The sequence below is a fragment of the Halobacillus ihumii genome (assembly GCF_902726645.1).
Taxonomy (GTDB): Bacteria; Bacillota; Bacilli; order Bacillales; family Halobacillaceae; genus Halobacillus_A; species Halobacillus_A ihumii.
On record NZ_CACVAO010000001.1, the window covers coordinates 144466 to 167286 of the forward strand.

A 22821-nucleotide genomic window follows, 5' to 3' on the forward strand; every position below is an offset into this window, starting at 1 on the left:
TACGTAATTTCAACTTGACTGTAAGCGATTTCATTCATTTACTTTTATTTTCACAAGAAAGCGTGACAAATTGCTCAATAAGATCATCATAACTCCAGCCAATAACTTGGGCTGAATCAGGAAAAAGACTGGTCGGAGTCATACCAGGAAGCGTATTCACTTCAAGAATAACCGGTTCCTGCTCTTCGTTAATAATAAAATCAACGCGGGAATATACATTACAACCCAATAACTGATGTGCTTGAATCGCTTCTGCTTTTAGTCTATCTGTTAGCGCTTGCTCTATTTCAGCTGGTACAATATGTTCGCTTCCTCCCGGCTGGTACTTGGAATCAAAATCATAATAGTCGTTTTTAGGAATGATCTCTATAATAGGCAGTGCCATTTCGGTCCCCTGACTTCCTACCACAGGTACAGTTACTTCTCTGCCACTAATATAATCCTCCACTAACACTACTGGATCTGAAAGTAAGGCTTTTTCAATTGCTGGCTCAATTTGTTCTTCTTCTTTAATAATAGATAGCCCGAGCGTAGACCCTTCCTGATTGGGTTTAATTACAAAAGGCAGTGAAAAAGCTGACTTAATTTCGGAAGCAATTTCGCTTTTATCTTTATAATGATCTCGATGAAAAGATTTACTCTTGGCAGTCAGAATTCCATTATTAGCAAATATTTGTTTAGATTTAGATTTATCCATTGCTAATGCTGAAGCTAGTACTCCTGATCCCACGTAAGGAATCTCAAGCATATCCAGCAAGCCCTGAACCTTGCCGTCCTCCCCGTGTTTACCATGTAAACCTAGAAATACAAGATCAACATTTAATTGTAATAATTCATCCAACTTACCTGGGTTGAAGTCTATGCCAGTAACATCATGGCCCCTATTTTGTAACGCTTTAATAATTCCTTTACCTGTAGAGAGGGATACTTCACGTTCACCAGAAATACCGCCATATAGAACCACAATCTTCATTCCTGACACTCCATTTCTCCAAAAACTATGTTCGCTTCCATCCTATCTTAACATGTTCACTGCACTGCTTCTATTTAAAAAAACAAATAAAAAGAACGAAGCTTAGTCACAGCATCGTTCTATTTGTAAATCAGTTTGAAAAATAGGTATAAATATTTTGCATTGCATCATTTTTCATTACAATCTTTCCATATTCGATCAATCTGTGGGAAGTAACAGCTGAAGCGGAGGCAAACTCAGATAATAAGGCAATCACCTGCTCGGGATCAAGGTGCGCAATAGTCTCATCATCCAGCATCATATAGTAATGATTGTGATAGGAATAAACATCTCCGCCGTACACGCCTAACTGATACAGTTGCAAGCCTGCCTGAATAACATCCTCAAATTCATCAAAGCAAAACATCATTTCATTACTTTCATCTAATGTCACTTTCATTTCGATATAATCTTCATCTTCCTCCATATAATCAGAATCTGATTTTGTAACAACTACTAACATGCCTTGGGCCTGTAGTAAATAAACTTGAACGAGAAGAACTCCATTTAACTCTACACCGAGTTCAATGCCAGCATCATACATCATATCACTAAACACGCGATGTACCCTCGGCAGGTCTTCCCATAACTCATCACGGGTTAGACCTCTGTCCGTTAAATCATCAAAAGTCAAAAATATTTTGAACTTTTCGTTGGACATTCTTTCTACTCGCATGTAATCGCCCCCTCGGTAAAGGATACCTTTATCTATATCTTATGATACCTGCTTTAATTATGGCACTTTTTTTAGCATTATATCCATGATTATGCTATAGGGCAATAGCTAATTATTTGTTCGCCTATTTAGTGTGGTGTAAGTCTTATCAAATGAACTTCCGGTGCAGTACCCAGCCTCAGCGGAACTAACGATGTCCCATATCCTTCACTATTTAAGAAAGAAGTGTGTACTCCATCCTCCCACCGGCCCCGGGAGTAAGGTCCTTTACCGAAAATTCTAATCTGACCACCATGAGTGTGACCTGTTAAAATTAGATCATAAATTTCATAAACATCATCAGGGAATTCCTTTAAAATAACTGGTTCATGGACAACCAATATGTTTGCCTTCTGTGAAGAAAGCAGAGCAGGTATGGATGCTTCACTAAAATAAGGATCAATTCCGCTTAAAGTCAGTCCGCTTCTCCCTAAATATGCCCACTCATTAGAAAGCGGAGTCACCCCTTTTTTTCTAAGAAAAGAAATAATGTGTTCAGATTTGAACTCGTAATCATTGTTGCCAGCGATAAAATATAGTGGCGCACCCCAAGTTTGTAATCGCTTGACGTTTCTGGAAAGCTTCGTGCCAGTGACCCGGCGATCAGCCAGATCACCACCAATAATGACAGCATCAACGTCCTTGATCTTAGCAAGGGTTTGATCGTTTATCAAGCGATTATGGATATCGGAAATATAAAAGATTGTATAAGGATCTTTTATAGAAACTTTGCGGCTGTGTATTCTTACTTTGTCAGATTTGGCTGTGCGGTTCATTTTGAAGATAAACCATAAAACTATAAGGAAGCCTCCATAAAAATAGCGTATATAGACCACTCCTTCTATTTAAACATTATGTTGACAAAATTAAGGCCGCCATGTGCTCCCACACAGCGACCTTTTTTTATACTTCTTTAACGCTAAGTATTCGGAAGCCTGTTTTTTCCAGCTTTCTAGTGAATTGCTCAATATTGTCTCTATTTTCAACCTTCAAAACGATCCGGCGTGCAAGCTTGTCGGTTTCATCAAAGGTGGCAAGTGAAATAACATTTTCATGATAGCTTTTAATAATATCCCCTAAACGTTCTATTCGGCCCTCCGATTCTTCTGAGGTAAAGGCAATTCGTATTCCCTTCTTCTTAGCACCGAATGCACTTTCAAATTGTTCAATGACATCAAACCTCGTAATTAGACCTTTAAAGTTCTGTTGATCATCTACAACCGCTAACAATGGAAAACCTTTAAATAAAGGAAGAGTTCGCTCAAACACTTCTTCATCATCTATCGAGAGTTCCTTGTATAAAGCAACATCCCCTGCCACGCAGCCTCTTAAGAATGTTTCTTTTTGCTGTTCACTTTCAAAAAAAGCTCGGTAGATGATTTCCCTGGAGATCATTCCGATGAATTTCTGATCTTCAATGACTGGCATTGCATGCAAGTCATATTTATTCAACCGTTCCAATACTTGTTTTAGATCTTCTTCTTTTTGAGATACATATGATTTGTGTATAGGTTTCATAATGCTTTTAACAAACATAGACTCACCCCTAAGTTTTTATCGTCTGAACTAAATATATTCGACATCAAACATCATTTTCCTGCCAGCTGCCATGGATTTATCAGAGATTACTCTTTGCCGCTCTATCTCTTCCTGAACAACTTTAACCAACCCCAGTTCTGCCAATGGGTGAGCCAGTCTTGATGAAAACCCATGCTCCTACCTTATTTCCTAATACGAATCGCCAATGCTAGTATAAAATCGATCATAAAATGCGTCGTGATCGTAACCGGTAAACTGTGAGTTAGTTCGTACATGTAACCAATTAAGAAACTAACACAAACAACAGAAAAGAATAAAACAACTTTCGTTAAATAGCGAAAATGAATAATCGCAAATATGAAGCTTGCGATTAAGTATCCAAATTCTGTTTGAATCACCCCACGAAAAAGCAATTCTTCTGAACATGCAATAAGCAAAGTTAACCATATGATCTTTGTGACTGGCTGGCTTTTAAAAACCTTCTCATTAATGCCCCCATCATCGTAAAAACGTTGAGGCAGATACGCCATCAATACAAAGTCAACAAGCAGAACGCACAAAGCTGGTAAAACCCCATAATATAACCACTCATGAACAGATAAATGGAACAAGGTTATCCAATCGCTAAAAAATGATTCGAACAAAATCCAGCTTAAGATAAAAGCTAAGAAAAAAAGAATGAGCTGGGTGTACACTAGGTGTTTTGTGATCTCTCGATTTGACATTTGCTTTATTAATTGTGCTTGATTAGTCAGTTGCATGATAGTCTCCTTGATGAAAGATCTTTGCTAACCGAGACTTCCAGTCGTCAGCAAATCTAACAGAACAGGCTTCTGAATCTAACTTCATGTCTTCCATACGAAAACCACAGTTGCTGCAACATGCTACTTCCGGAATTCTCGTTTCCGGTTGAAAAGGAGAATAAAGCTTTTTCCTTTTACAATCTGGATGATGAAGCCAACTTACCATTTCCTGGAGCTTCCTATTTTTATATTTCCATCTGTTTTGAAGAATCCACCGAATCTTCTCAGCAATTCGTGTCCACTCATGTTTATCTGTAATAACAGGATGATGATTAATTAACTTCTCCTGCTCCAGTTGATATTTAATAAAATTCCACTGCGTTTCAGATAACCTAAGCTCCTCAGCCATTTCTTCATCATTCAATATGGAGTCTTGTCTATTAACAATGACATAAATGGAATGAAGAATTCCTTCGACATCCTCTGGTTTTACCAGTTCATTTTCAATAAACATTTGCGGTAAGTGATAATCACCAGGAGTGTACAACATCAAACTTGCACAAGGCTTTCCATCTCGCCCAGCTCGGCCGATTTCCTGTATAAATGATTCCAGTTCTGTCGGGAAGTGATAGTGAATCACTCTTCGGATGTTTGATTTATCAACCCCCATGCCGAAAGCACTTGTACAACAAATCACGTCCAGCTGATCGTTCATGAACTGCTGCTGGACGAGGAGACGGTCCATTTGCTCCATCCCACCATGATAAAATGCGATTCTTTGGTCCACTCTCGTTTTCAGCTCTTCCGAGATCCGTTCGGCCCACATTCGACTAGAAAAATAGATCATAGTGGGGGATTTATTTTGGGATAATACTTGAGTAATTCTCTCTAATTTTTCTTCATGACTCGCTGTTTCTTCTACAGCAAAACTCATATTTACTTTGTCCATTGGATAGACAACTGAGTCCATCTCTCGCCGGGCTAGCTGTTCCTTAATATCCGTTTGCACCTCAGGGGTAGCCGTGGCACTTAGAGCCAGAACTACAGGGTCACCAACTTGTTTAATCGAATGGCTTAGTTTTAAATAGTCTGTCCTAAACTCATGACCCCATTGCGAGATGCAATGGGCTTCGTCAATCACAAATAAGTCAACATGCAGTTTTGTCAATTGGTACATCACAGACTTATTTTGCAGCATTTCAGGGGATAGGTAAATCAGAGAATATTGATCCAGCTTTTCTAATACCTTACGCTTTTCTTTATAATCCATAAAGCTGTTTAAGGCAATAACCGACTTGAGTCCAGCAGCTTTCATTTGCTTCACTTGATCAACCATTAGTGAAATAAGCGGTGACACAACGACCGTGCTTCCAGAAAACAGTAGAGCAGGCAGCTGGAAACAGAGTGACTTTCCAACACCAGTCGGTAAGATGCCCAATACATCTCTGCCTTCAAGTACCTTGCCAATAATCTCCTCTTGTCCCTGCCTAAACTGACGGTAGCCAAAATGCTTATAAAGCTTCTCTTTTAAATCAAGATTACGCATATGACATTGGCTCCTTTTTCGCTGCTGCTAAAACTAATCGAAGTTCAAAGTAGGAAAATTGACCTTGAAATGCTTCGTAAATCCGTTTCAAACGTCTTGTTTGCAGACGAGAGGCTGATGCCAATATAGCCTGTTCATGCTCTTCATTGATAAATGGACGGATCGAGAAACCTGGAACCACTAGTGCAGCTTCGATTACATGATCTTGTATAGTACTTAGTTTTAACTTTCGGATTGCTGCAATACTCTCTAATGTAAATCCCTTCTCCAGGAACTGATACGTTCTTTTTGCAGAACGTGTGATAAGACTAGAAGAAGACAATCCTTCCAGACAAGTTGCTATTGCCGGGTAGCATGATGGGCTAATTCGGCATTGTTCGTACAAGTAATAGGATACATGTGATAGCAATATATCGACTTCCTGTTCCGATAGGTTATGATCACGTGCAAGTTGTTCTCTCGTTTCCCCTATAATCCTTCCCCCTGTTAACCTGCTTGTAAACAGGACTGCTTCCACTTCAGTCCGTTTACTGAGCAAATTCGCTAATTCTTCATATAATTGTTCTTCTACTTCCTTCATACCTTCCTTGATTCGACTATAGTGGTGTTTGACCCATTGTTGAATCGGTGGCTGCTCAATAATAGCTAAAAAAGACCGATTATTCACTGACAGATTTGTCACGGTTTGAATCAGTAATCGAAGCCGGCCTTCGAATACTTGCACATTTGCTGCATCTGCCATGCCCGAGAAATAGTCTGGACGCGGTCCTTGATAGTTGGCAAGGTAGTCAACTCCGTCTTTTGTCAGTGAGGCAAACTGCTCATTTTCTATTAAAATTAAGTCATTATCAACAGCTATTTGGATAGTTGTCGCAAGTTTTGGCTTGGAAAGGTTCGGGCATATTCCAAAAAAATCATCAATACCATACACACGAGCGTCCTGCAGAGTTTGAGCTGAGCGTTTTCCCTTTAATAAGTGGAAAATCCCTGAAATTGTACGCTCCCTTTTCATTTGGTTTATACATGTTAAAAGAATATATAGAAACAAGTGAACCCTCCTTCTGCTGCTTATCTATTGAAAAGTTCGAATCATCATCTTACAATGGCTATGTAGCAATTTTTGATAAACCTTTTGCCCCTCTGAGAAATAACTTCACGAGGTGACATTTGAAGGAGGTTAATTTTTGGCAAAGTTTACAATGGTTGACCAGGATACATGTATTGCTTGTGGAGCATGTGGTGCCGCTGCCCCTGATATCTTTGACTATGACGATGAAGGGTTAGCTTACGCCTTGCTGGATGATAATATGGGAAACGAAGAAGTTCCTGAAGTTTACGAAGAAGATATGGAGGATGCATTTGAAGGCTGTCCGACAGACTCCATTAAAATATCTGATGAGCCTTTTGAAGGCGACCCTCTCAAGTTTGAATAAAACCTCCCTTCTTTTAAATAAAGAAGGGATTTTTTTAATCATTTTTAGTAAGCTGACTATATCTAAATAGCGTTGCTTCTTTATCAAAACTTGAGTACCAGCGGTTTCCAAGTTCATCAATAATTCGGTAATGCTGACTAATTACATTTTGCTGAAGCTTAAATCGTTTTCTCTCCTCGCTTGTCGTCCACCACACTCTACCCTTTATAATCCTCTTTTCAGTACGATCCACCTGATTGTGAGCAATGGTTTCAATGATTTCGAGTGGAGCATCTCCCAGCAAGCCTTTCAGGACATCGCTTTCCAGAAACAAGGCACATACCGCTACAACTGTTGTCCAACTAGCCAATGTTCTTTCCTTTTCAATTTGCACGAGCGTCTTCTTTGATACTCCTAGGATCGCAGCCATACGGTCCTGAGTATACCTATACTCAACACGTATTAATTTGATTTTCTTCGATACCTGCTGTATCAATTGTTCTCTATCCATACCACCGTCTCCTCATTAGTATGTATATCATTTTATCATGCCCATCAACATTATACTATCGATATACGCATGAAGGAGATATGAGTATTTACATGAGTCAATTCATAATGACTCTTTTACAAAAAGACTGATAAATCACTTTCTATGTTGCTCCATCGCCTGTCGTTGAATCTGATTAAGGTCCGTATTTTTAATAGAAGAATGGGGGTGGAAAGCGAGTTATTTCCCGACCACCTTCCCCTCATCCAGATGATGAATAAGAAAATAACCCGAATGAAAAATCAGTTCGGGTCATTTAAGTGCCAACCTCTACTTATTCCTCTGCAGGAACTGGGTTCAGCGCCTTCGGTGTTTCCACCGTTTTACTCAATTCATATGGACCTAACTTGCCGATTGACGTGTTTTCGAATTCAACTCGATCATAACCGAAATGTTGAGCGGTCATTAAAATGGATTCTATGGCTGTCAGCATTTGTTGTTTATCAACAGACTTAGGATTATTAAGTTCGACGATGAGTTCATTGCCTTCTTCATGTGCAGATTGAATGGTCACCTCAGGTGGTAGCGGAGAATCCACTTCTGGATCCTTCTCATCTTTCTTTAACTCTTTTAAAGCGGTGCTTATCGTACTCTCATTCTTGATCGATATGGGAACGAAAAAGGAACTGTCACTTGAAGAAGGCTTAAATACTTTGAAAATGAAACTACCCTCTTCGATAACCGACAATGATGATACTTTTCCATAACTGCCCAGCGATACCGGTGAGCCGTCCTCAGTCTGAATGGAAATATTCTCAACATTGTAAGGCTCCACTGACCATTTTATACTGTTAACAATTGAAGTGCTCATCGCATTTCCGCTAACCGAAAAGTTATTAGGAAACGTCACCTGAGCCTTTTCATCGTTTTCATCAATTGAAATGGTGATATTTTCAAGAATATTTTCTGATAATCCAAGCTGTTCTGTATTGATATTGCTTCCTTCACGTTCATTCTCTTCAGATACAACCGTAAGAGGAACGATATGTTGAACACTCTGATCAACAGCTGCCAAAGGCTTCATATTACTGGAAATTTCTTCAACCACCATACTTTTCAACTCATGAACAGTTTGATCAGAGGACTGCTGGTTGGTTTTTAAAGGAAGATCATTTCCGCTGCTGGAACCTTCCGACTTTTCCAGCTTCAAATTTTGATGCTCAGCAGATTGCGGATGATCGACAGCCCCTTCCTTCATGGAATAATATGAAAAAGGCACTACTACGGCCAGAATGAGCACTGCAATGACGGAAGCTATACCAGGAAACAGCCATCTTGGGCGCCTTGAAGACTGTTGGTTAGAGTCAGCGGTGATCAGGCGATAATAATCATCTTTACTTTTTGTGTCATCAATTTGCGGGAGCTCATGCAGCATTTTTTCTATACGTGTATCTTGTTTATCATTATGCTTCATGCTCACTACCCCCCTTTACACCTAATCGTTTCTTTAAAGCAAGCATTCCTCTATGCTGAGTAGTTTTAACCTTACTCTCCGAAAACTGCAAAATGGCTGCGGTTTCTTGTATCGTCATCCCCTGTATATACCTTAAGATAATGACACTTTTTTGATCTACCGTACACTGATCTAATGCTTCGTAAACTTCTCTCATCCTGTCATTCAGTTCCGCCACTTCGTCCGGCAAGGCTTCCTCATCCTTTATTGATTCACCTTTTTCTTCCCAGTTAAAAAAGTCCATAATCTTTTTTCTTTTACGTCCCTGCTTGCGGAAGTAATCAATAGTCACATGTCTAGCTATCGAAAATAACCATGTTTTTTCACTGCTCCTGCCATCAAATGATTGATATGATTGAAGCACTTTTATATAAACCTCCTGGGTTAAATCTTCAGCGGCTGATCGATTTTTTACCATATAATAAATAAATTGAAATAAATCTCGATGATATTTATCGTAAAATTCATCAAAGAACGGTTTCACACCTTGAACCTCCCGTTCATTCATATTGTCGTTTATGTACCATTAAAAGTTACACCTACCTATCATAATACCGATCATTTAAAATGAAAACCATAAATGTTCATATAAAAAAGAGCTGCTAAAATCGCAGCTCAACTTTAAATATCCTTATACACTTGTAAGCGAATGTTTCTTTTGATAACGAGAAAACAATGTTCCTAACACCGGGGAGAGCACAAGGATAAAAATTACGTTGCTTGCGGCATGATTTAAGTCCATCGGCAATCCTGCTAAATAATAAGCCCAAAACGGCTGTCCTGCAACTCTCATTGTAAAAGAAATAATTAGTCCATAGACAATTCCGCTTAGAAACCCATATATTGATAGCATCCATACTGGAATGTTCGCCCAGTATTTGCCGATTAAACCTGCTCCCAGTCCGATTATAGACCAGGATAGAATTTGCCATATAGTCCAGTACCCCATCCCTAGAAAAACATTAGAGAGAAATGTTGTTAAGAAAGCCATAATGACTGCTGCCAGCGGCCCTAGCCAGAAGCCTGCAATGATAATAATGGCAGTAACAGGCTGTACATTTGGAATGTTCGCCATCACCAGACGTCCTGCAATTGCCATCGAAGCAAGCATTGCAATTAACGTTAATTTATACGTATTCATGAATCATGATTCCCAGGATTGAAAATCAAAGACAATTTCGTCGCCCTGTTTTACCTCGTATTTATTTGCTCCAACCATTGAAGTTTCCCCGTTTATGGTAAACATCCAGGCCTTTTGCTCTCCTTCGCTGGCAGTAATTCCTTCAAGTCCCGTAATAAACCCATCTTTCTCTGCCACCTCAAAGTTGTTTTTCATCACTTCCATTAACACAGTGCCTTCTTCAACTGTTACTTCTTCATTGGCGAGCACTTTTTCCCCTTTGTTCTTAGATAGTTCGATGTTAAGTGTTACTTCCTGCTTCTCCTCTTGGCTGGTGCTGGCCTCTTCTCCTCCACCTTCAGTTTGACAGCCAGCGAGCACGAACAAGGTCACCATTAATGCTGTGATTAGTGCATACATCTTTCTCATGATTACAAAACCCCCATTCTATTAATAAATACATTGCTGCAATGCTAATCGGGGATGATGATGGTTGACTACTCAGGTCTACCCAAATGATACTAAAAAAGCCTGCTCCTTTATTAGAAGAGCAGGCTTAAGACATACCAGTAAAGCTATGTAAAAACACTACATAAGATTAAACCGGATATCTCAAAGGCTCAATCCCCGAAGCTTTGAAACAATATATTAAATCAGGCAGGTCTACTGACTCGTGCATCATTCTACTAAAGAGCCTTCCCACGATTATTCGCAGTGGTTTCCCTTGTTCGTCAACACTTACAGTTGCGAGGACAGTACTGGCTTTTCACCAGATTCCCTATTACACCATATCGGGTACCTAATTTTCTCATTTAATTCTATTTTATCGTACAGCATGGTCAGGGTATTTTCAAGCTATTTCTCCTCTTGTTCCAGTTCTGTCGGCAGAGTAAAGGTGAAAGTTGTTCCCTCATTCACTCTACTATGAACATGAATCGACCCTTTATGAGCCTCAATGATGTTTTTGGCAATAGCGAGTCCCAGACCCGTTCCTTTCTTACTATTTTCCCTTTTTCTAGACTTATCTGCTTTATAGAATCGTTCAAATACAAATGGGAGATCTTCTTCAGGTATTCCCAATCCTGAATCTGTGACTTTCACGATCCATTGATCAGATGTTCGTTCGGCTATTACATCCACCGATCCGTAATCATTCGTATGCCGAATCGCATTATCTATTAAATTCGTTAATACCTGCTCAATGCGATCTGCATCGATATGAATGGTTCCTTGCGCGTCATTTGAATAAAGCTGAAGGTTGATCTCTCTTTCGTTTGCCAATCCCTGAAATTTACGAATAATTTTTTCAAGAAACGGCATTACTTCGACTGTATCCTTATAAAGAGTCATATGACCGGCTTCCATTCGAGCGAGATCCAGTAATTCATTCACTAGCCTGCTGATACGGAGTGATTCATCATGAATAATTTTAGCCAGCTCGTTTTTATCTTCCTTCGTTTCGGCTACATCATCCACAATTGCTTCACTGTATCCCTGTAACATTGAAATCGGAGTTCTTAGTTCATGTGAGACGTTTGCAATAAAATCTTTTCTTAATTTATCCAAACGCCGCTCCTCTGTCATGTCTCTCAGTACCGCTACCGCTCCCCTTATATAAGTACGATCATAAAGAGGGGTCATTAACATTACCCACGTTCGTCCTTGCACAGTAATTTCAGTCATCACTTCCTGCTCAGTCTCAATAACCTCATCAAATAGTTTTCGCATGGGCTGAGGCACTTCCCTTTTTCCATGGGCAGGTTCGTTCCCGTCATTTTCGTATATCCAGGACTGATAAAATTGATCAGCGGGCGGGTTAGAGACTAAAATTTCTCCCTGCCTATTAATCGTAAGCACTCCATCCGCCATGGAACGTAAAATACCGGACAATTGTTCTTTTTCTTGATTAACAGCATTAATGTGAAACTTAAGTTCTCGTCCCATACGATTAAAAGCCATAGCCAGTTCTCCGATTTCATCATGTGTTAAAATCGGAATCTTTGTATTGAATTCCCCTCTTGCAAGTTCCAAAGCGCCCTCTCGCATTTTAATTAACGGAGCGGTGATTCTTGTTGATAAGAAAAAGGCGAAGATTGTAGTCAAGATTATAGCGATTCCTGCGCCAAGGAAAACAATTTTAGTTGTTTGATCAGACGTCTTTTGAATGGTATCAAGCGATTGGTAGACAAATACTGCACCTTCACCATTTGAAAGTGGGGTACCCACGACCATAATCTCCAAATCTGACTTGGCAAATCCCGCCACTTTCATCACATCTTCATTCTCTTTAATGACTGAGGATAGTTCAGGATCACTCATAAACCAATCGTACCCTACTGCAGGCAAATCGTTTGAATTACTATCAGAAGAAATAAATTCAGTCGAATCGTAGGTTACAAGAACATGGCTGGAGGGATCCTTAATTAGTTCAGCCATCGATTGAATTAAATTCTTATCATCATACTCTTGTACGACCTCCGATACTTTTGAAGCGGTTTGTAATAGCTCGCGTTCAGCATCCACCACATGGTAATTTTCAAAGAACTCAAGAAGTAATACAGTGAGTATGACTAAAACAAAACAAACGAGCAATAAAATCGTAAACCATAATTTCCCGACTACACTGCGCCAGAACATTACTCGCCACTTACCTCAAATTTATAGCCTACACCCCAGACTGTTACGATCATTCCAGCTGCATCTGTAGAAACTTTACTCAATTTCTCGCGAAGGCGTTTCACGTGAGTGTCGACAGTCCGTAAGTCACCAAAAAATTCATACTGCCATACCTCTTTCAACAATTGTTCACGATCAAAGACCTTATCCGGTTTCTGGGCCATGTAGTTCAAGAGTTCATACTCTTTAGGTGTCAATGATACTTCTTTATTGTCCGCTGTAACCCGATGTGCATCATTATCAATGGTCATATGCGGGAATACCAGCACATTTCGAGCAGCTGTATCTGTCTCGAGAAATTTAGTGGACGAAGCACGTCTTAGAATCGCTTTCACCCGTAAAACTACTTCTCTTGGGCTGAATGGTTTCACAATATAATCATCTGTTCCTACCTCAAAGCCTTGAACGCGATTAGACTCCTCCCCTTTAGCAGTCAGCATAATAACGGGTGTAGCCTTCTTCTCTCGCAGTTCCTTACACACCTCTATTCCGTCCATTCCAGGCATCATAAGATCAAGTAATATGACATCATAATCTTCCTGCAAAGCTTTTCTTAAGGCTTCATTTCCTTCTTCGGCTTCATCAACTATATAATCTTCTCGTTCTAAGTACATACGGATTAACCTTCTAATACGTTCCTCATCATCTACAACTAAAATTTTTGCTTCATAATCCATATTTATTACACTCCTTATTTCATCAAACGGCTATTTGTTACCTATTATATTAAAAGACAGGAGGGGTGTACAAACCCTTCCTGTCTCAACTCTAAGTTATGCGTACGAATGGAGCCCGGAGATGATTAAGTTTACCGCTAGCAAGTTAAACATAATGATGGCAAAACCACCAACAGCAAGCCAGGCTGATTTCATACCTTGCCATCCCCTTGAAAGTCTGAGGTGTAAATAGGCGGCATAGAAAAAGAAAGTAATCAAGGCCCACACCTCTTTAGGGTCCCATCCCCAAAAGCGGTCCCAGGCTTGTTGGGCCCAAATCATGGCAAAAATAAGAGCTCCGAGTGTGAAAATTGGGAAGCCAATGGCCACGGCACGATAAGATATCTCATCGACCAGTTCCGGGTTGACTTTTCTCAGAAGAGGCTGAACTGCTGCCCCAATCCGTTTTCTAAGAATTAAACGAGCAAGCCAGTAAAGCACGAGTCCCCCAAGGAATGACCAAATCATCGTATTAAACTTAATGGCGGCATCCTGCCCGCGCATCCACTGTGGCACTTCAAACAATGGAGACATACCTTCTGTAATAAGTTCTCCATCAGTTGGACCCGCAATAGCCGGCATTTGATACTTAATTTCAGTTGGCTGTTCCTGGATAGGTGCTTCAAAAGTGACTTGATAATTCACCGCATTAAACGATGAGGAAATAATGATAAAGGCTAACGCTGTAGCCAGCATATAGATGACAAACTCAAGCCAAAACGTGTGTTTAGATTTTTCACTTTGATCAATTTGGCGAATTAAAAATATCAAACCAGCCACAAAACTTACGGATAAAACAGCTTGTCCAAGCGATGCTGTTGTCACATGAATGTAAAGCCAATGCGATTGCAAAGATGGAACGAGCGGTGAAATTTCACTAGGAAACATACTCGCAAACGCAATGATAAGCAACGCGATGGGCAGTGCGAACAGTCCCAGTACATTAATTCGATAAATAAAATACATGACGATAAACGCCAGAACCAGCATCATGCCAAAAAATGTTGTGAATTCGAATAAATTACTGACAGGAGCATGTCCACTCGCTATCCATCTTGTAATAAAATAACCTATTTGTGTGAGAAAACCCACAATCGTTAAGGTGATTCCTATTTTACCGGCAATACCAGATTTTTTCCTTTGCTTGTCACGTATCGTTCCCCCGAAGAAAAACGTAGCGACTAGATAAATAATAAATGCGGCGTAAAGTAAGTTACTGCTAACTGTACTTAACTCCATTGTTCGCCCTCCTTTATCACCTTCAAAAAGATATTAATCCTTCATTTCCTGTTGGTCATTTGGAGCTTCTATTCCTGTTTCACTGATGACCTTGTCAATTTCCCGTCGTAATGCAAACCAATTTTTATTCGTATGTCCCGCAATCCATACACCTTTTTCTTTTGGCTTAATCCATATCCGGCGATGATTCCAGTACATTCCCTGGATTACCCCAATCATGAAAATGGCTCCGCCTAACGCAATGAATGGGAGTGTATAGTCTTTGCGCACAGTTAACCCGGTTACATCACGAACATCAAAATTGATTAGGCCAATTTTATAATCATTTTCCCCGGTTGCATCCACATTGGCCCCGATCCCTACGAAACTAACCTCTGGTTCTGATTCACCAGGAGGGTAAACATTGAAGACAAACGCTGGATTTTTCGGGTATTTAGATACAGATACAGGTTTTCCATCCTTAAGCTCATACTCAGGGTAATAAGAATCGAGAACCACTCGATAGCCACTATCCAGTTGATATTCTGATTTTGGCTCAGATAAATCTACAGTGAATTGACCATATGAGCTATCTTCATTGTTTTTATCATGAATCTTAAAGGTCATTTCTTTAAACTCATTTAACTGATAACTCGCTTGGTAAAGAGCGAATCCGCCGAACTTGAGTGGGTGATTTACTTTAATCTGATCTTCTTTAATTTTCTCGAGCTCAGGGTCGCCACCTACAACGATCGGATCAGTACGTTTATACACAACGGCATTTGTTTGATAGGTTTTTGGTACTAATCCTCCTTCGTTCTGAAGAGCTTCCTGGAATCTTTCATCATCTTCATCATATGTTTCTAGTATAAACTCTTTGTTCTTAATGTAGTATTGACCTTCTGTACCGTTAATTACTGCTGTTTCTCCTTCTCTTACCCAGACGAAGTCATCTACGTACAGAGCAGGTATAAACCTTAATAATGTACCTAGCAAAAAAATTATTAATCCGATATGGTTCACGTAAGGACCCCATCTGGCAAAACGGTTTTTCTCAGCCAGGATATGTCCATCTTGTTCTGTCACTTTATAACGGCTTTGTTTTAAGTTTTTTCTCACTTGTTCAATATCTACGGAACTTGATTCTGTTTTACCAAAAATTCTTTGTTTTTTTAAAAATAAATCATGGCGCTCAGGCTTCTGAGTTCTAAGCGTTTTATACAGTGGTACAAATCGATCGATACTAGCAATGACAATAGAGATTCCAATCATAGCTAGTAATAGCATGTACCACCAGGAACTGAATAAATTATGAAACCCTAGTTGGTAGTAAATTTGACCAGCTAATCCATATTGATCTTCATAATGGGTAGCAGCATCGACATTTGGTGGTATGTACATTTCTTGTGGAAAAATCGTGCCGACTGCTGAAGCGATCAGGGTAAGAACAATGAGCCACACACCGACTTTTACGGAAGAAAAGAAATTCCAGATTTTATCGATAAACGTGCGGTTATATGTTTGCGAACGCCTGGCACTTCCATCATAGCGCATGTTCAATAGTTTTTGATTGTCATTTCCATCTATGTGCTGATTGCCTTGTATCGGTTTCCCGCAAGACTCACATAGTACCGTTCCCTCCGGATTCACGTGACCACATTCGCATGTAATGTTATTCATAGTAAAACCTCACAATTTCAAATAAACTCTATGCCTCGGGAGTAATTTGCTGCAGGTAGCCATCTAATTTTTCTAAAGTAAGCGGTCCCACAACATGTTTCACAACTTTCCCCTCTGGACTAATGAAGAATGTAGATGGAATTGGACCGACATTATATCGATTCATTACTTGTCCGTTCTCATCTTGTAAAATGGGGAAGGAAATTCCATAACGATCCAGGAACTGTTCTACAACAAGGTTTGTAGAATCTAAATTAATCGCAAGTATTTCTACACCCTTTTTCTTGTATTCAGAGTAAAGCTTTTCCATGTAAGGCATTTCTTTTTTACATGGTTCACAATAAGTGGCCCAAAAGTTTAGCATTACTCCTTTACCTTCTAAATCACTCAAGGCAATCGTTTCTCCATTTGATCCGAATTTCTCTAATTGAAAATCAGGAGCAGGTTCACCTTCAGCTACAACTGCTTTATCGCTATTGAAATTAGAGACTAGCGCAAATACTACAAGTCCCGCCATCACAGCGAGTAAAATGGTTCTGAATACTAACCTTTTTTTCTTTTTTTGTACAGTCTTTTCCTTCATAGCACTCACTCCTATGACTATTATAACATCGATCGACAAAGCTAAATTTGAATATTATTCAACATTTTTTCCAGCCATTTGACGTAGTTGTTTAATTTCATGAGGTTTTAACGGACGATAATCCCCCGCATTTAAGCCTTGAAGAGTAAGTGATCCATAACGTTCACGCTTTAACTTATCTACAGGGTAGCCTAAGCCTTCAAACATTTTTCGTATTTGGCGATTCTTTCCCTCATGTAAAATCACCTGAATAATTGCACTGTTCTTCTTTCTGTCAGTTGAGAGCACTTTCGAATGAACAGCTTTAAATGTTTCATCTTCAATTGTGACTCCTTTTTTAAATCGTTTTAACTGTTCATCATCAGGAATTCCCTTAGTCTTTACAATATATACTTTATCCACCTCATGACTGGGATGCATCAATAAATTAGCAAACTCCCCGTCATTCGTTAACAACAGTATCCCCGACGTGTCATAGTCAAGCCTTCCTATTGGAAAAATACGCTCTTCTACATCAGGTAAATAATCCGTGACGACTTTTCTGCCTTTATCGTCATTCACACTTGAAATCACACCTCTTGGTTTATAGAGTAAATAGTAGACTGGAACTTCTTTCGTAAGCGGTACTCCCTCTACTTCAACATCATCATTTGAGCTAACTTTTGTACCTAACTCTTTAACAACTTTTCCGTTAACAGTTACTTTACCATCAGTAATCATTTTCTCGGCTTTTCTGCGTGAAGCCACACCAGCATGTGCGATCACTTTCTGCAGACGTTCCATATTTGACATAGGACCGTCCCCCTTTATGTCTGAATTTTTCACGATAAACAACTTGAAAGCCACGCCATTCTTATGCAGCGCGGCTCGTCAACCCTTCATTATTATACATGTTTCAGCTACAAATAAACAAAAGAATCATCCTGTTTATCCAAACAGGATGATAACGATGACAATTGATGCTATTATACCAGCTAAATCAGCGAGAAGTCCAACCTTCAGAGCGTCTCCCATTCTTCTTATGCCTACCGCTCCAAAATAGACCGTTATGATATATAGAGTTGTGTCTGTACTCCCCTGCATAACAGAAGCTAATTGACCAATAAAGGAATCTGGTCCAAAGGTACGAATCAGCTCAGTTGTAACGCTTAAAGCTGCCGTGCCAGAAATAGGTCTTATTAAAGCTAATGGCAGAATCTGTTCAGGAATAGCAAAAATGGAGGTCAATGGTTTAACGAGGCCAAGAGCAGCATCCATAGCACCTGAGGCTTGAAAAATAGCGATCGAAACCATCATGCCTAACAAAAAAGGAAGTAATGAGATAGCAATCTGAATGCCTTCTTTACTTCCTTCTACGAATACTTCATATGCAGGTACTCGTTTGATCGTGGCTGTTACAAGGACAATTAGAATGACTCCTGGGATAAGCCATATACTCATAATGTTTGTCCTGTCTTTCTACGACGATAATAGAAAAAACGATCAATGATCAGGGCTGCGAATGTCGATATCATCGTAGCAAGAATCGTTGCCCCTACAATACTCGTAGGATCAACCGAACCATATTTCATGCGAATAGCAATAACAGTTGTAGGTATTAAAGTCAGAGAAGAAGTATTGATGGCTAAAAAAGTGATCATAGAGCGGCTGGCTCTTTCGGAACCTGATAGTCGTTTCATCTCTTTCATTGCTTTAAGTCCCATCGGTGTGGCTGCATTTCCCAATCCGAACATATTTGCCGTCATATTGGATAAGATGTATCCAAGTGCTGGGTCATTTTCAGGAATATCAGGAAACAATCTTTTAACAATCGGTTTAAATAATTTAGCCAAACCAGATAATAAACCGGCCTCCTCAGCAATCTTCATTAAACCTAACCAAAACACAAGAACTCCCGCCAGACTTAGCGTAATCATAACGCTTTCTTCAATAGTGGCAAAAATAGTTTCATTCACTTTATCCATAGTTCCGTTGAAAGCAGCATAAGCGATTCCGCTTACCGCAAGAAAAACCCAAATCAAGTTGACCATGGTACCACCCCCGTGAGACGTTTTAAGTAAGCAGCCCACTCACCGACAAATGAATCATAGGGTCGTTCATTCCATACAGGAGTTTGAATCAATAACTGATCAGCAATTTGAAAATGGCGTACCCCTGCCAAATGAGGATCTACAGTAGATAAGGCAGGATAAAAAACGGAATCAATTTGCTTTTGTTCCTCAGAGGTCAATGGATAAAAGATATCCCGCGGCAGGTAATATCTTTCCCCATTGGACGTTGCGAAACCTTCTTCCTGTAATTGATATGTTTCATAATGATCAAATCCAAACTCATACATGCGTTGATGATCCTGCCAGTCATCAGGAGCATTTAAAGTGACCGCCACCAACTTCATCCCATCTTTCTCCGCGCTTGTAACAAGAGTACGACCCGCTTTTTTCGTAAAACCAGTTTTCCCGCCAGTCGTAGGGTCATAAAGCCTGGTTAGCAGCTTGTTCTTATTTTTCCACGAGTAAGAACGATTGTCAGACTTGTACATTTCACTTCCCGTAACTTCGCGAAATGTCTCGTTTTTCATTGCATAAGCCATGAGCAAGGCCAGATCGTAGGCACTTGAGTAATGAGATTCTCCATCCAGCCCATGCGGATTTTCGAAATGGGAATCGTTCATACCAAGCCACCTGGCTTTCTGATTCATCATATACGTAAAACCTTCAACACTGCCCCCAACATGTTCAGCAATGGCCACAGCTGAATCGTTGCCTGACCTCAACATTAGTCCATAAACAAGATCAATAAGCGGAATTTTTTCACCTTCCGTTAAATAAATGGACGATCCTTCTGTTCTGATTGCCCGCTCACTAACCTTTACATCTTCTGATAATTTACCAGATTCGATTGCGATGATAGCTGTCATTATTTTCGTAGTACTTGCGATTAATGAAGACTCGTAGGCATTCTTTTCATAAAGAACTCGTCCAGATTTAGCATCTAAAAGAACAGCATGTTCAGCAGATACCGAAACAGACGTTTCTGCATCTGTTACCTGTGGAAATAGTATGGCAGAAGCTAGTAATGCAATTATGATCATACGAATATACTTTCCCAAGAGAGGTTTTCCTCCTAACCTATTCATTTGCTTAACATTATGCTTCAACTTGTCAGCTTATGAAGGTGTGGACTAGAAAACTAATCACAATTGAGAATTCCGGATGCTTCCATACATGCTGCTTACAAATAAAAAACCTGCCGCTTCTAACTGGCAGGTTTTATATCTGGTTCTTATCTTATTTTTTGACTGCTTGTACGCAATCATGACTTTCATAACAATCGAGTTCCTCGCGGATATCCTGGAAGTCATATCTAAGAGCAGCAAATAGCACCACAATTGAGGCAGGTGGATCATACTGAAATATAACCGAACTATTTCCTGTATAAGAGGCACGACTGTCTTCGTACCATGTGTCACCTTTCGGGGAATAGAATTCTCCTATACACTGATGATAAATTCCATACATGGTTCGTTCTGCGGCTGCTGTCGGAAAAGAACTCTTTTGCAACAATACAGCTACTTTGTCATTCGCCTCGTCGCACAACACATTCAGCCTTCTCAATGATTTTAATAGTTGTTTACAATAATCTTCATCGAAAGAGCCACGTTCATGCTCAAACTCATGTAAAGAATGCGTATCTAAATAATCATCTACTCTGAATACAACTTCTCTCAAGAACTCGTGGACTTTAATAGTCTGTTCCTTGATCATTTGCTGCCTCATGGCCGCCTCCTAGATAAGTCAATATAACAGCTTCTACGTAGAACAACAAATAAAACTAAAGGCCTAATTCAAAGGTTGGTGTTTCTTAACAAATGTATCATACCACATTTATAGTGAGCCGTCAGAATTTTCATGATTAAATTTTTCAAAAAATAAATCTGCTTCTTCCTCAACATCGTGGTGTTGTTCAATTTCCTGAAGAGGAGGCAGCTCTTCAATGGAGGACAATCCAAAATAGGTAAGGAATTCTCTTGTTGTTCCAAATAAAACAGGTCTGCCGATTGCCTCTTTTCTTCCTTTTTCCTCAATTAACCCTCTGTTGGATAGTGTTTGAACAGCTCGATCACTTTTAACTCCCCGTAAATCATCAATTTCAATACGTGTAATAGGCTGACGGTAAGCAATGATTGCCAGCGTTTCTAAGGCTGCCTGCGATAACCGTGTGGAAGTAGTCGTATCCAGCAGTTTCTTATAGTATGGAGCATGCTCTGGCTTTGTTGTTAAGTGGAGGGTCCCATTAGTATCCATCAATGTAATGCCCCGATCAGCCTGCTGATAGTCCATCGTTAGCTGTTCTAGGATTGTCTTCAAAGATGCCTGAGACACTTCTAATAGCTCAGCTAATTTCTTCTCAGTAACCCCGTCTTCGCCTGATGCAAAAAGAAGCCCCTCCATAAGTGCTTTCTGTTCTTCCACGTTCATGATGTTTCCTCCATTTTATATACAATTAATTCGTCAAAATGATTTTGTTGAACACATCTTACTTCCTTGCTTTTCATTAGTTCAAGAATCGCAATAAAGGTGACTACCGTGTGTGGTTTAGAGCGCTCCACAAACAATTGAGAGAAGTGGAGGCCTTGCCCTAGGTTAGATTGATCAATTTGCTGCAAGATGTCATCCATCCTCGTACGAATAGAAACCTCATCTCTCTTTATCGTGGTATCTGCAGGCTTGACATCTCTGGAGCGTTTTAGCAGGTGGCCCATTGCCGCGACCATATCATAGATGGAGGCTTCGCCTTCCATCAATTCCTGTTCTTCTCCAAACAGTGTTAAGTCCATTTGAGGTCTTGTATAAATTCGATTTGCTTCCAATTCTTTTTTCTTGAGCTCTCCAGCAGCTTCCTTATATCGTTTATATTCAATTAGACGATGAATTAAATCATCTCGAGGGTCCTCATCCTCCTCCACCACGTCGATTTCATTTCCTGGTATGGAAGGAAGCAGCATCTGACTTTTTATGGCTAATAGTGTAGCTGCCATTACTAAATACTCACTCGCCACATTTAATTCTAGTTCCTGCATGGCATGAACATAATTCATATACTGTTCTGTAATGGTTGACACCGGTATATCATAAATATCGATTTCATAGCGATTGATTAAATGAAGCAAAAGGTCAAGCGGTCCTTCAAAACCTTCTAACTTCACATGGTAGCTTTCTGTCATAACATTCGTCCTTTGTATTGAATCGTTCACACTTACATTTTCCTATCATTATGTTACCAGAAAATTCGACACCCGTTAATACGATTTTTAGGAAGCGGCTTCTCCTTGTCCTTTTTCCTGCAATGCTTGTAAAATGATTTAAAAGGGGAGATTACAATGTATCCAGAAGCGTACCTTGAATACTTAGCCCATTTTCATGGAACGAGGGATTATTTTGAATGTCACGAGGTTTTAGAAGACTATTGGAAGGAAAACGATCCACAGAATAGAGACTCTGTGTGGGTTTGCCTCATTCAGTTAGCTGTCTGCCAATATCATTTTAGAAGAAAAAATACTACAGGAGCTCTAACATTAATTATGAAAACGTTACATAGACTTGAAATCAATCGATGTCAGTTAGTATCTCTCGGCATTGATGATAAACTGCTGAAAAAGCAGCTCGTGGATCAAAAAAGAAGATTAGATGAAGGGAGAGACTACACAAGTCTTACTCTACCTATATTTGATTCTCACTTGATCGATGAAGTGAAACAACTCTGTACTGATTGGGGGGTAAGCTTTGGAACACCTAGTGACTTAACAGATCTTAATTTAATTGATAAACACAAAAGACGAAGGTCAACGTAAAAAGAGG

At 39.7% G+C, this 22821-nt stretch carries 26 protein-coding genes and 1 riboswitch; of the genes, 2 read left to right on the forward strand and 24 right to left on the reverse strand.

The genetic code is table 11. The annotated features are described in order from the left end of the window. Positions 1-34 precede the first annotated feature (34 nt). The 7 genes from G6R08_RS00785 to G6R08_RS00815 form a co-directional block, all read right to left on the reverse strand. Entirely contained in the window at positions 35-973 is a 939-nt protein-coding gene (locus tag G6R08_RS00785) for a D-alanine--D-alanine ligase family protein (protein ID WP_163526253.1), read from the reverse strand. A 130-nt stretch (positions 974-1103) separates the two neighbouring features. Further along, positions 1104-1688, reverse strand: coding sequence for a genetic competence negative regulator (locus G6R08_RS00790; protein WP_163526254.1), 585 nt, complete (start codon positions 1686-1688; stop codon positions 1104-1106). 128 nt (positions 1689-1816) lie between these two features. Continuing rightward, entirely contained in the window at positions 1817-2503 is a 687-nt protein-coding gene (locus G6R08_RS00795; RefSeq protein WP_163526255.1) for a metallophosphoesterase, read from the reverse strand. Positions 2504-2630: 127 nt separating this feature from the next. Next, positions 2631-3263 (reverse strand): CBS domain-containing protein, encoded by a 633-nt coding sequence (locus G6R08_RS00800; RefSeq protein ID WP_163526256.1) that lies wholly within the window; start codon positions 3261-3263, stop codon positions 2631-2633. Between the two features lie 185 nt (positions 3264-3448). Further along, positions 3449-4027, reverse strand: coding sequence for a CPBP family intramembrane glutamic endopeptidase (locus G6R08_RS00805; RefSeq protein ID WP_240339624.1), 579 nt, complete (start codon positions 4025-4027; stop codon positions 3449-3451). Beyond that, on the reverse strand, positions 4014-5555 hold the full coding sequence (locus tag G6R08_RS00810) for a RecQ family ATP-dependent DNA helicase (protein ID WP_163526257.1): 1542 nt from the start codon (positions 5553-5555) through the stop codon (positions 4014-4016). The genes G6R08_RS00805 and G6R08_RS00810 overlap by 14 nt, the downstream gene beginning before the upstream one ends. Continuing rightward, on the reverse strand, positions 5548-6603 hold the full coding sequence (locus tag G6R08_RS00815) for a YpbB family protein (RefSeq protein WP_163526258.1): 1056 nt from the start codon (positions 6601-6603) through the stop codon (positions 5548-5550). Before G6R08_RS00815 ends, G6R08_RS00810 begins: the two co-directional genes overlap by 8 nt. Positions 6604-6739: 136 nt before the next feature. Here G6R08_RS00815 and G6R08_RS00820 point away from each other — a divergent pair, with 136 nt between their 5' ends. Then, positions 6740-6988, forward strand: a complete 249-nt coding sequence (locus tag G6R08_RS00820; protein ID WP_163526259.1) for a ferredoxin — start codon at positions 6740-6742, stop codon at positions 6986-6988. Positions 6989-7022: 34 nt separating this feature from the next. Here the strand turns inward: G6R08_RS00820 and G6R08_RS00825 are convergent, their stop codons facing one another. The 17 genes from G6R08_RS00825 to G6R08_RS00905 all read right to left on the reverse strand — a co-directional run bounded on the left by G6R08_RS00825 (position 7023) and on the right by G6R08_RS00905 (position 22187). After that, a complete protein-coding gene (locus tag G6R08_RS00825; RefSeq protein ID WP_163526260.1) occupies positions 7023-7478 on the reverse strand; it encodes a helix-turn-helix transcriptional regulator in 456 nt (151 codons plus the stop codon). A 313-nt stretch (positions 7479-7791) separates the two neighbouring features. Continuing rightward, entirely contained in the window at positions 7792-8931 is a 1140-nt protein-coding gene (locus tag G6R08_RS00830) for a GerMN domain-containing protein (RefSeq protein ID WP_163526261.1), read from the reverse strand. Further along, a complete protein-coding gene (gene sigX, locus G6R08_RS00835; protein WP_240339625.1) occupies positions 8921-9454 on the reverse strand; it encodes an RNA polymerase sigma factor SigX in 534 nt (177 codons plus the stop codon). The genes G6R08_RS00830 and sigX overlap by 11 nt, the downstream gene beginning before the upstream one ends. Before the next feature lie 147 nt (positions 9455-9601). Continuing rightward, positions 9602-10111, reverse strand: coding sequence for an ECF transporter S component (locus tag G6R08_RS00840; RefSeq protein WP_163526263.1), 510 nt, complete (start codon positions 10109-10111; stop codon positions 9602-9604). Positions 10112-10114: 3 nt separating this feature from the next. Next, positions 10115-10519 carry a DUF4430 domain-containing protein gene (locus G6R08_RS00845; RefSeq protein WP_163526264.1) on the reverse strand — a complete coding sequence of 135 codons (405 nt, stop codon included), beginning with the start codon at positions 10517-10519 and terminating at the stop codon, positions 10115-10117. A 210-nt stretch (positions 10520-10729) separates the two neighbouring features. Then, positions 10730-10908, reverse strand: a riboswitch (cobalamin riboswitch). A gap of 37 nt (positions 10909-10945) precedes the next feature. After that, positions 10946-12727 carry an ATP-binding protein gene (locus G6R08_RS00850; RefSeq protein WP_163526265.1) on the reverse strand — a complete coding sequence of 594 codons (1782 nt, stop codon included), beginning with the start codon at positions 12725-12727 and terminating at the stop codon, positions 10946-10948. Next, a complete protein-coding gene (locus G6R08_RS00855; protein WP_163526266.1) occupies positions 12727-13443 on the reverse strand; it encodes a response regulator transcription factor in 717 nt (238 codons plus the stop codon). The genes G6R08_RS00850 and G6R08_RS00855 overlap by 1 nt, the downstream gene beginning before the upstream one ends. Before the next feature lie 96 nt (positions 13444-13539). After that, positions 13540-14721 carry a c-type cytochrome biogenesis protein CcsB gene (gene ccsB / locus G6R08_RS00860; protein ID WP_163526267.1) on the reverse strand — a complete coding sequence of 394 codons (1182 nt, stop codon included), beginning with the start codon at positions 14719-14721 and terminating at the stop codon, positions 13540-13542. A 33-nt stretch (positions 14722-14754) separates the two neighbouring features. Next, positions 14755-16380, reverse strand: coding sequence for a cytochrome c biogenesis protein ResB (gene resB, locus G6R08_RS00865; protein ID WP_163526268.1), 1626 nt, complete (start codon positions 16378-16380; stop codon positions 14755-14757). Between the two features lie 28 nt (positions 16381-16408). Then, positions 16409-16963 carry a thiol-disulfide oxidoreductase ResA gene (resA, locus tag G6R08_RS00870; protein WP_163526269.1) on the reverse strand — a complete coding sequence of 185 codons (555 nt, stop codon included), beginning with the start codon at positions 16961-16963 and terminating at the stop codon, positions 16409-16411. A 54-nt stretch (positions 16964-17017) separates the two neighbouring features. After that, complete coding sequence (locus G6R08_RS00875) at positions 17018-17746, reverse strand: pseudouridine synthase (protein ID WP_163531019.1); 729 nt, start codon at positions 17744-17746, stop codon at positions 17018-17020. A gap of 144 nt (positions 17747-17890) precedes the next feature. Next, a complete protein-coding gene (locus tag G6R08_RS00880; RefSeq protein WP_163526270.1) occupies positions 17891-18403 on the reverse strand; it encodes a spore maturation protein in 513 nt (170 codons plus the stop codon). Further along, positions 18400-18993 (reverse strand): nucleoside recognition domain-containing protein, encoded by a 594-nt coding sequence (locus G6R08_RS00885; RefSeq protein WP_163526271.1) that lies wholly within the window; start codon positions 18991-18993, stop codon positions 18400-18402. The genes G6R08_RS00880 and G6R08_RS00885 overlap by 4 nt, the downstream gene beginning before the upstream one ends. Continuing rightward, positions 18981-20072 carry a D-alanyl-D-alanine carboxypeptidase family protein gene (locus G6R08_RS00890; protein WP_420810362.1) on the reverse strand — a complete coding sequence of 364 codons (1092 nt, stop codon included), beginning with the start codon at positions 20070-20072 and terminating at the stop codon, positions 18981-18983. Before G6R08_RS00890 ends, G6R08_RS00885 begins: the two co-directional genes overlap by 13 nt. Positions 20073-20250: 178 nt before the next feature. Continuing rightward, positions 20251-20739 (reverse strand): DUF3907 family protein, encoded by a 489-nt coding sequence (locus tag G6R08_RS00895; protein WP_163526272.1) that lies wholly within the window; start codon positions 20737-20739, stop codon positions 20251-20253. Between the two features lie 108 nt (positions 20740-20847). Further along, entirely contained in the window at positions 20848-21441 is a 594-nt protein-coding gene (gene scpB, locus G6R08_RS00900) for an SMC-Scp complex subunit ScpB (protein ID WP_163526273.1), read from the reverse strand. Then, a complete protein-coding gene (locus G6R08_RS00905) occupies positions 21438-22187 on the reverse strand; it encodes a segregation/condensation protein A (protein ID WP_163526274.1) in 750 nt (249 codons plus the stop codon). Before G6R08_RS00905 ends, scpB begins: the two co-directional genes overlap by 4 nt. Before the next feature lie 156 nt (positions 22188-22343). On the opposite strand from G6R08_RS00905, the gene G6R08_RS00910 reads away from it, so the two are divergent. Then, on the forward strand, positions 22344-22814 hold the full coding sequence (locus G6R08_RS00910; protein WP_163526275.1) for a DUF309 domain-containing protein: 471 nt from the start codon (positions 22344-22346) through the stop codon (positions 22812-22814). Positions 22815-22821 lie beyond the last annotated feature (7 nt).

Bases quoted from the DNA above. Each gene is read 5' to 3' on its own strand.
- G6R08_RS00910 (WP_163526275.1), top strand. From the start codon at position 22,344: ATGTATCCAGAAGCGTACCTTGAATACTTAGCCCATTTTCATGGAACG.
- G6R08_RS00905 (WP_163526274.1), bottom strand. From the start codon at position 22,187: ATGACAGAAAGCTACCATGTGAAGTTAGAAGGTTTTGAAGGACCGCTT.
- G6R08_RS00845 (WP_163526264.1), bottom strand. From the start codon at position 10,519: ATGAGAAAGATGTATGCACTAATCACAGCATTAATGGTGACCTTGTTC.
- G6R08_RS00850 (WP_163526265.1), bottom strand. From the start codon at position 12,727: ATGTTCTGGCGCAGTGTAGTCGGGAAATTATGGTTTACGATTTTATTG.
- G6R08_RS00825 (WP_163526260.1), bottom strand. From the start codon at position 7,478: ATGGATAGAGAACAATTGATACAGCAGGTATCGAAGAAAATCAAATTA.
- G6R08_RS00895 (WP_163526272.1), bottom strand. From the start codon at position 20,739: ATGAGGCAGCAAATGATCAAGGAACAGACTATTAAAGTCCACGAGTTC.
- G6R08_RS00785 (WP_163526253.1), bottom strand. From the start codon at position 973: ATGAAGATTGTGGTTCTATATGGCGGTATTTCTGGTGAACGTGAAGTA.
- G6R08_RS00800 (WP_163526256.1), bottom strand. From the start codon at position 3,263: ATGTTTGTTAAAAGCATTATGAAACCTATACACAAATCATATGTATCT.
- G6R08_RS00875 (WP_163531019.1), bottom strand. From the start codon at position 17,746: ATGGAACGTCTGCAGAAAGTGATCGCACATGCTGGTGTGGCTTCACGC.
- G6R08_RS00855 (WP_163526266.1), bottom strand. From the start codon at position 13,443: ATGGATTATGAAGCAAAAATTTTAGTTGTAGATGATGAGGAACGTATT.
- resB (WP_163526268.1), bottom strand. From the start codon at position 16,380: ATGAATAACATTACATGCGAATGTGGTCACGTGAATCCGGAGGGAACG.
- G6R08_RS00885 (WP_163526271.1), bottom strand. From the start codon at position 18,993: ATGGTCAACTTGATTTGGGTTTTTCTTGCGGTAAGCGGAATCGCTTAT.
- ccsB (WP_163526267.1), bottom strand. From the start codon at position 14,721: ATGGAGTTAAGTACAGTTAGCAGTAACTTACTTTACGCCGCATTTATT.
- G6R08_RS00790 (WP_163526254.1), bottom strand. From the start codon at position 1,688: ATGCGAGTAGAAAGAATGTCCAACGAAAAGTTCAAAATATTTTTGACT.
- scpB (WP_163526273.1), bottom strand. From the start codon at position 21,441: ATGAACGTGGAAGAACAGAAAGCACTTATGGAGGGGCTTCTTTTTGCA.
- G6R08_RS00830 (WP_163526261.1), bottom strand. From the start codon at position 8,931: ATGAAGCATAATGATAAACAAGATACACGTATAGAAAAAATGCTGCAT.
- resA (WP_163526269.1), bottom strand. From the start codon at position 16,963: ATGAAGGAAAAGACTGTACAAAAAAAGAAAAAAAGGTTAGTATTCAGA.
- G6R08_RS00840 (WP_163526263.1), bottom strand. From the start codon at position 10,111: ATGAATACGTATAAATTAACGTTAATTGCAATGCTTGCTTCGATGGCA.
- G6R08_RS00880 (WP_163526270.1), bottom strand. From the start codon at position 18,403: ATGAGTATATGGCTTATCCCAGGAGTCATTCTAATTGTCCTTGTAACA.
- G6R08_RS00810 (WP_163526257.1), bottom strand. From the start codon at position 5,555: ATGCGTAATCTTGATTTAAAAGAGAAGCTTTATAAGCATTTTGGCTAC.
- G6R08_RS00805 (WP_240339624.1), bottom strand. From the start codon at position 4,027: ATGCAACTGACTAATCAAGCACAATTAATAAAGCAAATGTCAAATCGA.
- G6R08_RS00795 (WP_163526255.1), bottom strand. From the start codon at position 2,503: ATGAACCGCACAGCCAAATCTGACAAAGTAAGAATACACAGCCGCAAA.